The 12333-nt window shown below is 42.0% G+C and carries 11 protein-coding genes and 1 pseudogene; 10 read left to right on the forward strand and 2 right to left on the reverse strand.

Annotation, left to right across the window (positions count from 1 at the left end):
• Positions 1-34 precede the first annotated feature (34 nt).
• The 3 genes from BLT18_RS08590 to BLT18_RS08600 all read left to right on the forward strand — a co-directional run bounded on the left by BLT18_RS08590 (position 35) and on the right by BLT18_RS08600 (position 2131).
• Positions 35-403 carry a CidA/LrgA family protein gene (locus BLT18_RS08590; RefSeq protein WP_245705219.1) on the forward strand — a complete coding sequence of 123 codons (369 nt, stop codon included), beginning with the start codon at positions 35-37 and terminating at the stop codon, positions 401-403.
• The gene (locus BLT18_RS08595; protein WP_091273023.1) at positions 396-1085 is read left to right on the forward strand and encodes an LrgB family protein; all 690 of its coding nucleotides are present in this window, start codon (positions 396-398) and stop codon (positions 1083-1085) included. The genes BLT18_RS08590 and BLT18_RS08595 overlap by 8 nt, the downstream gene beginning before the upstream one ends.
• Positions 1086-1183: 98 nt before the next feature.
• Positions 1184-2131, forward strand: coding sequence for an NERD domain-containing protein (locus tag BLT18_RS08600; RefSeq protein ID WP_091273025.1), 948 nt, complete (start codon positions 1184-1186; stop codon positions 2129-2131).
• Between the two features lie 304 nt (positions 2132-2435).
• On the opposite strand, the gene purU is transcribed toward BLT18_RS08600, so the two are convergent.
• Positions 2436-3308, reverse strand: a complete 873-nt coding sequence (gene purU / locus BLT18_RS08605) for a formyltetrahydrofolate deformylase (protein WP_091273027.1) — start codon at positions 3306-3308, stop codon at positions 2436-2438.
• 179 nt (positions 3309-3487) lie between these two features.
• On the opposite strand from purU, the gene pulA reads away from it, so the two are divergent.
• The 7 genes and pseudogenes from pulA to BLT18_RS08640 all read left to right on the forward strand — a co-directional run.
• The gene (gene pulA / locus BLT18_RS08610) at positions 3488-5641 is read left to right on the forward strand and encodes a type I pullulanase (RefSeq protein WP_175487435.1); all 2154 of its coding nucleotides are present in this window, start codon (positions 3488-3490) and stop codon (positions 5639-5641) included.
• A gap of 140 nt (positions 5642-5781) precedes the next feature.
• Positions 5782-6606 carry a phosphotransferase family protein gene (locus BLT18_RS08615; protein ID WP_175487436.1) on the forward strand — a complete coding sequence of 275 codons (825 nt, stop codon included), beginning with the start codon at positions 5782-5784 and terminating at the stop codon, positions 6604-6606.
• 119 nt (positions 6607-6725) lie between these two features.
• Positions 6726-7367, forward strand: a complete 642-nt coding sequence (gene trmB / locus BLT18_RS08620; protein WP_091273031.1) for a tRNA (guanosine(46)-N7)-methyltransferase TrmB — start codon at positions 6726-6728, stop codon at positions 7365-7367.
• A 232-nt stretch (positions 7368-7599) separates the two neighbouring features.
• Entirely contained in the window at positions 7600-8445 is an 846-nt protein-coding gene (locus tag BLT18_RS08625; protein WP_091273032.1) for a YtnP family quorum-quenching lactonase, read from the forward strand.
• Between the two features lie 397 nt (positions 8446-8842).
• The gene (locus tag BLT18_RS08630; RefSeq protein WP_322787562.1) at positions 8843-9604 is read left to right on the forward strand and encodes a DeoR/GlpR family DNA-binding transcription regulator; all 762 of its coding nucleotides are present in this window, start codon (positions 8843-8845) and stop codon (positions 9602-9604) included.
• Complete coding sequence (gene pfkB, locus BLT18_RS08635) at positions 9601-10533, forward strand: 1-phosphofructokinase (RefSeq protein ID WP_091273038.1); 933 nt, start codon at positions 9601-9603, stop codon at positions 10531-10533. The genes BLT18_RS08630 and pfkB overlap by 4 nt, the downstream gene beginning before the upstream one ends.
• Before the next feature lie 6 nt (positions 10534-10539).
• Positions 10540-12000, forward strand: a pseudogene (locus tag BLT18_RS08640) (PTS fructose transporter subunit IIABC); the annotation flags it as partial.
• A 13-nt stretch (positions 12001-12013) separates the two neighbouring features.
• Here BLT18_RS08640 and BLT18_RS18170 read toward each other — a convergent pair.
• Positions 12014-12333: hypothetical protein (locus tag BLT18_RS18170; RefSeq protein ID WP_217635737.1), on the reverse strand; the 320-nt coding region annotated here is incomplete at its 5' end.

Genomic DNA, 12333 nt, shown 5'->3' on the forward strand with positions numbered 1-12333 from the left:
GAAATAGCAGGCTGATGGGAGAAGGAGAAAAGAAATGATGGATATTTTACGTATTATGCTGCACATTGGCATTCTGTATCTGTTTTATTATGCTGGTGTTTGGATTCAGGAGCAGTTGAATCTTATTATACCGGGAAGTATTATCGGGATGCTTTTGCTTTTATTATGCTTTTATTTTAAATTGATCAAGCCGAAATGGGTAGAATTAGGGACAAGCATGATTCTTGGCCACATGCCTCTTTTATTTATGCCAGTGACGGCGGGAACTATCGTGTATGTTGATTTATTTGCCGGCGCTGGGATGTGGCTTGTCGTGATTGCGTTTGCGAGCACCCTGATTGTGATAATCGTAACTGGTAAAACAGCACAGTTTTTTGCAAAAAGGAGGGAGGAACATGGGTGAGTGGCTGATTATCATATTGTCGATAGCCGGCACTATTATTGTATACGGAGCGGCACGTAAGTTATATATGCGTTTTTCATATCCTTTCACCCTTCCGATTGTAACGGGTACGGCTGCCATTATTTTATTTTTAATGAGTACGGGGATTTCCTATGATACATACATGTCGGGAGGACAGTGGATCGAACATTTGTTAGGTCCGGCTGTCGTTGCATTAGCTTATCCGTTATACAAACAGCGCAGCATGTTAAAGACATATTTTTGGCCTATTACAATGAGTGTAAGCATCGGGGCAGTGGTTGGTGTATTCTCTGGCTATTACATGTCTTTACTGGCAGGTTTAGAAAATGAACTTATCGCTTCGGTGCTGCCAAAGTCAGTCACTACGCCGGTAGCAATGGAGCTTGCTGCTGTCATCAACGGACCGCCGCCTTTAGCTGCTGTTTTTGTTATGGTAGCTGGGATAGGCGGTGTGCTAACCGCGCCTTTATTGTATAAATACTTCGGGATACAGCATGTTCTTGCGAGGGGGATTAGTATTGGCAGTGCCTCGCATGCAATTGGCACAGCGAAAGCTCTGGAAAGCAGTGAAAAAGAGGGGGCAGCCAGCACCGTTGCGATGACCATCAGTGCTGTCATTGTATCAATTATTATTCCTCTTTCTGCTTCGTGGCTGTTTTAAAGAATACGAAAGGATATGTGTTGACGTTTTGAACTTTGTTCAACCGTAAGCCGCTCAGGGTTTTTTAAAGGATGCTAAAAAAGGGAGGGGTATTATAGATGGCTCATTTAATTAAATTAGAAGATTGTACGTCAAGGTATGAACATGATATACAGCGCTATGCAAGTCAATTCACGCGGTTAAAACGAGAACGCTGGCAGCAGATGAAAAGAGATTGGAAAACAGCCAAAGAGGGGGGAGCAGTGTCTGGAACAGAACAGAATTGGCTGGATGAGGCCGAAACTAATTTTAGCATGACAGTGGTGTGGAAACGGCTAAAAGAGTTGTTCAAACGCCAGAACGGTAATGAAAGCCAGCTTTGGAATACGGAAGGTATAGAAAGTGTTTATTATAAACATAAAACATTCGAAGAAATCAAAGATATGTTTTATGATGACTTGTTTCGTGCTCAGCTGCGCTGGGCCAGCTCTTCCTTTACGCATGAGTCGTTTTTTCGTCCTCAATATAAATATGACCGCACACTGCGCTGTTTGCTCCGTACACTGCCTGACAACTATATGGTGTTGTATTATCCTGTATTTATGGCAGGTAAAGCACCGATAGAAGCGGATGTCATTGTCATTAGCCCGACTGAGGTGTATGTTATCACCCTTTTACATGGACAGTCGACGAGTGTCTTTGAGACAACATCGTCACGATTTTGGTATGAGTATGTTCACGGGGAAAGAAAAAAACGGATTAGTCCGATGCTGGCCTTATCCCGGATGAACAGCATTGCACACAATATTCTTCAAGGTCAAGATACTCTTGGCCGTATTAATGAAGTGGTCATTGCCCCTTTGGCAATGATTGACCATAAAGCACAAGGGACTCGGGTGAAAATGGTTGACACACGTAATATCACACAATGGTTTGATACGATGAAAAAACACCCTTCACCAATCAAAAGAATACAATTAATCACAGCGAAACGCTTCTTGGATTATACGCGTACTACTGCGTTTGACCGTTTAAACATGGAAGATGAGGAAGAATACCGTCCATAAAAACAGCTCTGCTGAATGAACCCTCAGCAGAGCTGTTTTTCGTTTCGTTCAGGCACCCGGCTGCTTAGGCAGACACGGCATTGTATTCATTCAGCGTTTACCGCAGTTCATCGCTGTCTGCGGGGGTTTCTTGCTTTTTTTACCAGCAGCGAAGAGGGACCGGGAAAACACAAAACATACCATATACGTACCTTTGCATGTGAGTATGATACTTTTGCCTCTTTTAGCGTGCCGTATTGTACATGTAAGTGTCTGAATCCTTCGATTTCACACAGAGACAGCTTTAGACAGCTTGTGTAACATATTAATTGAATATAATCGTTTTATTCTCGTGTACGAGAACTTTATCATTGATATGCCAGTCAACAGCTCGAGCTAATGCAATTTTTTCGACGTTGCGTCCTGCTATTTTTAAGTCAGCCGTGTCATAACGGTGGTTAACCCGAAGCACTTCTTGTTCTATAATCGGCCCTTCATCTAAATCATTTGTTACATAATGAGCAGTCGCACCAATTAACTTTACCCCTCTCTCAAACGCTTTTTTATACGGGTTGGCCCCGATGAAAGCTGGCAAGAATGAATGGTGGATATTAATAATGCGGTGTTCAAAGTCTTGCACAAATGCAGGAGATAAAATTTGCATATATCGAGCGAGTACAATGAAATCGATATGGTAATCATACAGCAGCGTTTTCGCGTCTGATTCTGCTTCTTGTTTTGTTTCTTTGGTAACGGGAATATAATGGAAGGAAATACCATAACTTTCAACGATATCCCGTAAATCTTCGTGATTGCTGATGACAAGTGGAATATCTACATCCAATTCACCCGAGCGCCAACGCCAAAGCAGTTCTAATAAGCAGTGGTCTTCTTTGGATACAAATATCGCCATTCTTTTGGTTTTGCGCTCACTTTCAAGCCGCCATGTCATAGCAAATTGAGCGGCGATGGCAGAAAATTCTTCTTCCACTTCATGAAAACGTTCGGTAAAAGCGGGTAAGTCAAACTCCACCCGCATAAAAAACATGCCGCCTTCAGGGTCTGTGCTGTACTGGTCCGATTGAACGATGTTGGCACCTTTTTCGTGCAGAAAGGCTGACACTGAAGCGACAATACCTGGCTGGTCTGAGCATGATATGAGTAGTCTTGCACGGTTTAATGTTTTTGTTCGTTTCATCTTTACTTCCTCCGGTTCTATTTCAAAATATCATGTATCACAGAAATACCCACGTGAACGTGGGACACTATGTGTAAGGGGAGATGAAGCCCCATATATATGAAAGTTAACGCCATTAACTATATCACTCATTGACAAGAAAAAAAAGTTTTAAAATCGAACAAATCGGGAGGATGGAGATGACATCAAACCATCACGCAATAAATAGTGATTTAATCGCTTGGCTTGAAGATTTATATACAGTTAAAGTTAAGGGAGACACAGCTTTTGCAAGCAACCAGTGGAGAATAGTTAAAAAAGAGAACGGAAAGGAAACGCTGATTGATGCTGCCTGTTTCATAGAGGAAGGGTTTGTGTACTTACAAAGAAAGGAACCATATCAAGCTGGTGTTCGGTATGAAGTTGTCTCACCAGACAACCGCCGTGCCCACGTCCTGTCCGGGAAAGCAGTTCGCACCTTATTATTTGACGACTTGTATGCTTATGATGGTGATGATTTAGGAGCCCGCTGTCACAGGGGGGAGACGCTCTTCGCGGTTTGGGCGCCAACGGCAGAAGAAGTGCATTTAGTTATTCACCGGCACACTAAACATGAGAAAGAAGCAGTACATGTCATGAAACGAACAATCCGGGGAGTATGGCGGATGGAGCTGCAAGGTGAGCATCATGGATTGTGTTATACGTACCGCGTGTTTGTTAATGGAGTGTGGCAGGAAACACCAGATCCGTATGCTGCTTCTTCGACACTTAATGGGGATCAGTCAGTCGTTATTGACTGGAGGAAAATACCGGATAAAGCATATGCCATTCCGAAAACGGCGATTACTGATGCGATTATCTATGAGGTGCATGTACGCGATTTTACTGCTCATTTATACAGTGGCGTCAAACAGAAAGGAAAATACTTAGGATGGACAGAAAGAGACACAAAAACTCCTAACGGTTGTACATCTGCGCTGTCATATATAAAAGAGTTGGGTGTGACACATGTTCAGCTCTTACCTGTTCATGATTTTGGCAGTGTAGATGAAACAAAGGAACCACCTGCTTACAACTGGGGCTATGACCCTGTACAGCATTTTGTCCCTGAAGGGAGCTACGTGGTAAACAAGCATCAGCCGGAAGCGAGAATACGTGAATTAAAGCAGCTGATTGACACATTGCACCAGCATGGAATTGGGGTCATTTTAGATGTGGTGCTAAACCATTTTTACAAGATAGAAACAGCTTCTTTGGAAAAAATAGTGCCCGGTTACTATTTTCGCTATGATGACTATGGACTTCTTTCTAACGGAACAGGAGTAGGAAACGATACAGCATCTGAGAGATACATGATGCGCAAATATATCATTGACTGCTTGCTGCATTGGATAAGGCATTATCAAGTGGATGGTTTTCGTTTCGATTTGATGGGTATTCATGATGTCACGACCATGCAAGAGGTGTCTTGCCGTTTGCGCGAAGAGAAGCCTTCTGTATTTTTGTATGGAGAAGGATGGAACATGAATACAGTGCTGGCAGATAAGCAAAAAGCATCAATCAATCAGGCACCGCAACTTGGTAAAAGGGTAGGCTTTTTTAATGACCGTTTTCGCAATACGGTGAAAGGCAACATATTCGGCAGTCTTGGATTTATTCATGGGGAGAGGGCTGACGTTGACGTGGACAATGTGGCGTTTGTTATGAGAGGGTCCATCAGATGGGAAGAAAAGAAAAAAACAGGACTCTTTACAGCTCCTTCTCAATCGATTAACTATGTGGAATGTCATGACAATCATACGCTGTGGGATCAGCTGAACATACAAGGAGACATGTCTCTAGAAGAAAAACGCAAGATGCATCGGCTGACACTTGTGATGGTGTTAACGGCACAAGGTGTTCCATTTTTACACGGAGGTCAAGAGTTTTTTCGAACAAAGTATGGTGTGGAAAATAGTTACAACGCGCCGGTTTGGATTAATCAATTTGACTGGGAGCAGCGAGAGATTCACAATGAAAACGTGGAGTTTCTGAAAAATTTAATACAGATTCGCAAGCAATTTGATGGGTTCAGGATGCAAACGACAGCAGTCATCGAAAGACGTTTTCAGCAGCTAGCGCAGCCGAAAGACCTTTTCATATTTAAAATCCATAAAGTCGAACACAAAGAAAATGCCAAAGATTTGTATGTTTTGTTTAATCATACAAAAAATCCAAGAAAAGTTGTACTGCCGGAGAAGGGAATCTATCAAGTAATCGTTGACGGTGAAAGAGCTTCTTTGATACCATTAAAAACGATTCACTCTAATACGATAGAGGTTCAGCCGGTTAGTGCTGTGATTTTATATAAATAAAGCAGAGCCCCTTTACTATAAGGCTCTGCTTCGTTCAGCGTATTCATAAGAGGCAATGCCATTAGTCAGCACAATCCATCATGCCGCAACGATATCTGCGATGCAATCACTGCGGCAATATAACGGAAAAGGATTACGTCATGAATTATTTTGAACAATCTACACAAACGAGGGTGAAACTATTGGAATTGCTACTAGGTGAAGATTGGACAGTCGAACCCGCAGGAGGATCGACGGGTGAAGCATATATTGCAAAGACTGGAGAACAAAAGTTGTTCTTAAAGCGCAATTCCTCTCCTTTTCTTGCAGTACTGTCCGCAGAAGGGATTGTTCCAAAGCTTTTATGGACGAAGCGTTTGGAAAATGGTGATGTTATTACGGCGCAGCGATGGGTGCACGGACGTGAACTAGGTTCTTCTGATATGGAACGTGCCGATGTTGCTCGTTTACTTAGTAAAATCCATTCTTCAAGTGAACTGCTTCATATGTTTAAAAGGATTGGCAACGAGCCGCTTACTCCTTCAACGATAACAGAAGGACTACAAAACAGATTGTTAACGTTGAAGCATCCTTCTCCCTTGTTACAGCAGGCAGTTGATTACTTAATTAACTATCGCAAAGAGGTGACGCCTCCACGGATGGTCGTCTGTCATTGTGATATTAATCACAATAACTGGATGATTAATTCCGAGAATGAGCTGTATTTAATAGATTGGGACGGAGCGACTGTAGCAGATCCGGCATTTGATTTAGGTTTGTTATTATATGAATATATACCTCGGAATCATTGGGAAAATTGGCTGCATCATTACGGTCTGCCGTTAACTGCTAATTTAGAAAGAAGAATGCATTGGTATGTGATTTCACATGCTCTGTACAATGTTTTCCACCACATAAAAGAAAATAAAATGGATCAGGTCAATGTGTGGAAAAATCAATTGCAGCAGCTGCTTGCTTATGCGTAACAGTATTGGCTGTTTTCCAGGAGAATAAAAAGCAAATGACAGGTAATCATGTACGGCATGATAAAACAGCTCGGCCAAGCAGCCGAGCTTGTATTATATAGATTGCTAGGAGGGTAGAGATGAGACTTCGACATAAACCATGGGCAAAAGATTTTATCCAAAAACATTCTGAATATGTGCTGACATCTGTACCAAATGACACCACGTGGCAAGATATTTTCCAAAATGACCAGCCGCTTTATGTGGAAGTAGGAACGGGAAAAGGAAAATTTTTAGACAACATGAGTGTGAAATACCCGCACATTAACTTTGTCGGTATTGAAAAGTTTGAAAGTGTTCTTGTTACAGGAGTGCAGCGGGCTTTAGACACGCAGCCGGACAATTTAAAGTTTATTCATAGTGATGTGAATCACTTGCTGGACTTTTTCCAAGAAGGAGAAGTGGACCGGTTATTTATCAATTTTACTGACCCTTGGCCGAAAAAAAGGCATGAAAAGCGCCGTCTCACATATAAAACATTTTTAGAGCTGTATCAGCAAGTGCTGCGCCCAGATGGAGAAATTCACATGAAAACCGATAACCAAGGACTGTTTGAGTATTCTATAGAAAGCATGTCTCAATTTGGAATGAAATTGAAAAATATTTCACTTGATTTGCATCGCAGTAATATAGAAGAAAACGTCATGACAGAATACGAGGAAAAGTTTTCCGAAAAAGGCGAGCGTATTTACCGGTTAGAGGCAACGTTTCCAAGGAAATAAAACAGCAGGCTGTCTCAAAAAGGGTTTTGTTCCTTGAGACAGCCGTTTTTATGTTTTTACTTGTGTTTCTTTCAGCCGTATAAAGAGAGCATGATGAACAGTCTGTCGAATTAGACAGGAGGAGAACGGTGCGGATGAAACCTTTTTATCTCTTTTTGTTTTAATAGTCTTAATATTTAAATAATATGTGCTACAATATTATTTAAACAGCAAGGCAAGGAGGAGGACGAGCATGGAAACATTAACAGTCGGATCTTACACGTTAACCTGGCTTAGAGGCGGTGTTACTCATTTAGACGGTGGAGCGATGTTTGGTGTCGTTCCGAAACCGTTATGGTCGAAAAAGTACCCTGTGAACGATAAAAATCAAATTGAGCTGCGCACTGATCCGATACTAATTCAAGGAAACGGTAAAACGATGCTGATAGAAGCAGGTATTGGCAACAACCGTTTTACCGAAAAACAAAAACGTATTTATGGCATCACCGAAGAATCGTATGTGGAGAAAGATTTGCAAAAGCTCGGTTTAACAACAGCGGATATTGATGCTGTGCTCATGACACACATGCACTTTGATCATGCATCAGGATTGGTTAAATGGCAAAATGGACAAGAGGTGCCTGCATATGAAAATGCAGTAATCTATGTTTCTGAAACGGAATGGGAGGAAATGAAAAACCCGAATATCCGCTCAAAAAGTACATACTGGGAACAAAACTGGAAAGCCGTGCAGCAGCATGTCCAAACATATAGTGAAAAGCTGGAGCCTGCCCCAGGAGTAGTGCTCACTAAAACGGGAGGTCACAGCAAAGGGATGAGCATTGTAACCATAGAACAAAGTGATGAGATGGTCATTCATATGGCGGATAATATGGGAACACACGCTCATCAAAATGTACTGTGGGTGATGGCTTATGATGATTATCCGCTGGATTCAATTGCACTCAAACAGAAATACATGAATCTCGGTTACACACGTCAGGCATGGTTTACGTTTTATCACGATTATAAATATCGAGCGATTCAATACGATAGAGAGGGAAATATACAAACATCTGTCACAAAACAATATTCTTGATCAGATACGTTTCCGTGCCGACACAATCGGCACGGATTTTTGGGTAGCGACGGGAAAAGATAACATATAAGTATGAGGGAATGATTGATGTCACCAGCAAGCTGTAAAAGCACTATACGCGGAGCGGGACAATCCTGTATCCGAAAACTTATCACTAGCCAAGTTTTTGCTATTGCAGGTACTCCCCAGGATTAATAAAGATCTGTAAAAGTGCCAGTTTTTATTTTTACATATAGCAGCAAAGCGGATTAGTGAAAAAGGGTGCATGATGGTCAAGCGGGTTTTTGAATGAAAGTAATTGAAAATGATTATAATTGATTGTTTATGATTGAAAATGGTTGTATACTAGGTGTGTATTTTCAGAGGTGAACGTTTTCTGTTTGTTAAAAAAGGGGGGATGACCGTGTTTCATATTGACCGAAAAAAAGCGATTTTGTCTGTGTTAAAAAAGCATGAAACGGCGACCGTCCAAGAGCTGGTGGATGCAACCGGTGCTTCGGAGTCGACGATACGAAGAGATTTAACGGATCTAGAATCACAACAACTCATTAAACGGCTGCATGGTGGAGCATCCCTTTCAAAACGGAAAATGGAAGAGCCGAGCATGTCTGAAAAAGAGAGTGTGAATCAAACAGAAAAGCAAGCCATAGCTCAAGCAGCTAGTACGTTTGTTGAACATAGACATTGTTTATTTATTGACGCAGGAACATCGACGATTGAATTGATTCCATTTTTGCATAATAAAGAAGTTATTGTTGTGACAAACGGTATTCATCACGTGCCTCTGCTTTTAGAAAATGGAATTGAAACGTATGTAACGGGAGGAAAAGCAAAGCCTCACACAGCAGCACTGACAGGGGATAAAGCCGTTGAGAGCGTAGAAGCGTTTCGATTTGATATATGCTTTCTTGGCATGAACGGAGTTGATGGCCGACAGGGATTTACAACTCCAGATCCAGAAGAAGCAGTTGTTAAAAAGACAGCTATGTCATTAGCAGCTCAATCCTATGTATTAGCCGACCATTCTAAAATAGGAGAGGTTTCGTTTGCTAGTGTGGCATCAGTTGATCAGGCTGCTATTGTTACGACAAATAAAGTTGATGAACACACACTGCAGCAATTACAACAAGAAACAGCAGTAAAGGTTGTGAATTTATGATTTATACATTAACACTCAATCCAGCACTTGATTATGTTGTGGAACTGGCAGATTTTCAAACAGGTACCATTAATCGTTCCAAGAAGGAGTGGAAATACCCGGGTGGAAAAGGAATTAACGTTTCCCGAGTGTTAAAAAACTTAGGAACTGCCAGTACTGCTCTTGGCTTTACCGGTGGGTTTACCGGCGAGCATATCGAAAAAGTACTGCAGCATGAGCACATTGAAACAGACTTTGTGAAAGTGAACGGAGACACCCGTATTAACGTAAAAGTAAAAGCGCAAGAGGAGACGGAAATAAACGGAATGTCACCGGAAATTACAGAAGAACACTTGGATGCATTAAAAGAAAAGTTAACGCATTTAAGTGTCAATGATCAGCTGGTGATAGCGGGGAGCCTGCCAAAAGGACTGCCAGTTGATACGTATAAGCAATTTATCGCTTCGTTAAAAGAAAAAGGCGTAAAGACTTATGTAGACACGAGCGGTAAAGCATTAAAAAAAGCAATGGAGGCGGGACCTTATTTTGTGAAACCGAACCACTTGGAGCTTGCCGAGTTGTACGAAGTGTCTATTACGACAGTGGAGGATGCAGCATGTTACGGAAAAAAACTACTTCATGATTATGACATAACACATGCTGTCATTTCGATGGCCGGGGAAGGAGCGGTTTACTTACAAGAAAACCAAGCAATCCTGGCCAAGCCTCCTCATCGTCCAGCTGTCAATTCAGTTGGAGCGGGTGATTCATTAGTAGCAGGTTTTCTGCACAGCCACCTAAAAGGCGAAAGCCCAGAGGAAACGTTAACGTATGCTGTATCAGCAGGCAGTGCAACAGCCTTTTCTGAATCATTCGGCACAGAAGAAGATGTGAAGAAAATGTATCAAGACGTTCAAATAACCGTTTTAGAACCATCGGAGAAGAGGTGAGTATACATGAAAATCACAGAGTTGTTAAAAACAGATACCATTCGGTTAAATATACAATCACCATCCAAAAACGGTGTTATTGAAGAGTTGGTTCACACACTAGATGATGCCGGAAAATTACATGATAAAGATGGATTTCGTGAAGCGATACTAGAACGCGAGTCACAAAGCTCGACAGGAATTGGCGAAGGTGTGGCAATTCCTCATGCGAAAACGGCAGCAGTAAAAACGCCGGCAATTGCGTTTGGCCGCTCCATTGAAGGTGCTGATTACGAATCATTAGATGGTCAGCCGGCTCATTTAATCTTTATGATTGCGGCAAGCGAGGGAGCCAATGAAGATCACTTGCAGACGTTATCGCGGTTATCGACGCTTTTAATGGATGAAAACTTCCGCCGTGATTTACTGCAAGCAGAATCAGAAGAGGAAATAGTTACACTTATTGACCAAAAAGAAAAAGAGAAGCTTGGAGAAGAAACAGAAGAAGAGTCTCACAAAGAGCAGGAAGAAACAGACACAACAACTCCGCAAATTCTCGCCGTGACAGGGTGTCCGACGGGGATTGCCCATACGTACATGGCAGCTGATTCTCTCAAAGAAAAAGCCCAAGAGCTTGGTATTTCTATCAAAGTAGAGACAAATGGATCCGGCGGTGTGAAGAATCAGTTGACGCAAAAAGAAATAGACAATGCGGATGCGATTATTGTGGCGTCTGACACAAAAGTGGAGATGGACCGTTTTGAAGGAAAACCTGTACTCATAAAAGCTGTAACCGATGGCATACGCCGTCCAGAAGAGTTATTAAAACAAGCCGTTAAAAAAGATGCACCGGTCTATCATGCATCTGGTGCAAAAGAATCCAGTGAAGAAAGTGACAGCAAAGAAAGAAAAGGTTTTTATAAGCATTTAATGAATGGTGTTTCCAACATGCTTCCGTTTGTTGTCGGCGGCGGTGTGCTCATAGCGGTTTCCTTTTTCTTTGGGATTAACGCTGCAGATCCAGACCACCCTGATTACAATGCATTTGCTGCAGCACTTGATTCTGTTGGTGGAGAACATGCCTTTGGGCTGATGGTTGCGGTCCTTGCCGGGTTTATTGCAATGAGCATCGCAGATCGGCCAGGTTTTGCGCCTGGTATGATTGGCGGTTTTATGGCGACAACCGGAGACGCTGGCTTTCTAGGCGGTTTAATTGCCGGTTTTTTAGCTGGTTATATCGTGAATGGATTGAAAAAAGCGTTAGCTGGCTTGCCAAAAGTATTGGATGGAATCAAGACTATTTTATTTTATCCGGTGCTCAGTATTTTTATTGTTGGTATGCTGATGCATTTTGTCATCATTGAACCAATAAGCTTGTTTAATACGTTGTTAGAAAACTGGCTTGACGGAATGGGGACTGGAAATATTGTGATTTTAGGACTTGTTCTAGGAGGCATGATGGCAGCTGACATGGGCGGTGCAAACAACATGATACCGCCCATCACAAAAAGAATATATCGTCAATCCACATCTTTCGTTTGCGCCCTCTTCCCATCACGCCATTTTCTGCATTGACAATGATTTTCTCTGCTAATACTTCGACGGTTACTTTCTTATCTTCTTTAGACAGCACACTCCAATTTTCGGTCACGGTTAAAATGTCCACATTCGAAACATCTTCTTCTTTTTCTTGTATCTCATGTAACTGCTGTTCTAGCTCTTGTAGCTGTTCGTTGTCGTCTGCTGTCCGTTCTTTTAACTCATCCAGTGTAATAACATCATTCGCAAACGCCTCTTGCCATTTTTTTCGCCGTTTCTTGA

The sequence above is a fragment of the Alteribacillus persepolensis genome, from assembly GCF_900099605.1.
Taxonomy (GTDB): Bacteria; Bacillota; Bacilli; order Bacillales; family Marinococcaceae; genus Alteribacillus; species Alteribacillus persepolensis.

What these genes read in the sequence shown, in the direction of transcription:
- trmB (WP_091273031.1), top strand. Translation starts at nt 6,726, where the DNA reads ATGAGACTTCGACATAAACCATGGGCAAAAGATTTTATCCAAAAACAT.
- pulA (WP_175487435.1), top strand. Translation starts at nt 3,488, where the DNA reads ATGACATCAAACCATCACGCAATAAATAGTGATTTAATCGCTTGGCTT.
- BLT18_RS08600 (WP_091273025.1), top strand. Translation starts at nt 1,184, where the DNA reads ATGGCTCATTTAATTAAATTAGAAGATTGTACGTCAAGGTATGAACAT.
- purU (WP_091273027.1), bottom strand. Translation starts at nt 3,308, where the DNA reads ATGAAACGAACAAAAACATTAAACCGTGCAAGACTACTCATATCATGC.
- BLT18_RS08590 (WP_245705219.1), top strand. Translation starts at nt 35, where the DNA reads ATGATGGATATTTTACGTATTATGCTGCACATTGGCATTCTGTATCTG.
- BLT18_RS08625 (WP_091273032.1), top strand. Translation starts at nt 7,600, where the DNA reads ATGGAAACATTAACAGTCGGATCTTACACGTTAACCTGGCTTAGAGGC.
- BLT18_RS08595 (WP_091273023.1), top strand. Translation starts at nt 396, where the DNA reads ATGGGTGAGTGGCTGATTATCATATTGTCGATAGCCGGCACTATTATT.
- BLT18_RS08615 (WP_175487436.1), top strand. Translation starts at nt 5,782, where the DNA reads ATGAATTATTTTGAACAATCTACACAAACGAGGGTGAAACTATTGGAA.
- BLT18_RS08630 (WP_322787562.1), top strand. Translation starts at nt 8,843, where the DNA reads ATGACCGTGTTTCATATTGACCGAAAAAAAGCGATTTTGTCTGTGTTA.
- pfkB (WP_091273038.1), top strand. Translation starts at nt 9,601, where the DNA reads ATGATTTATACATTAACACTCAATCCAGCACTTGATTATGTTGTGGAA.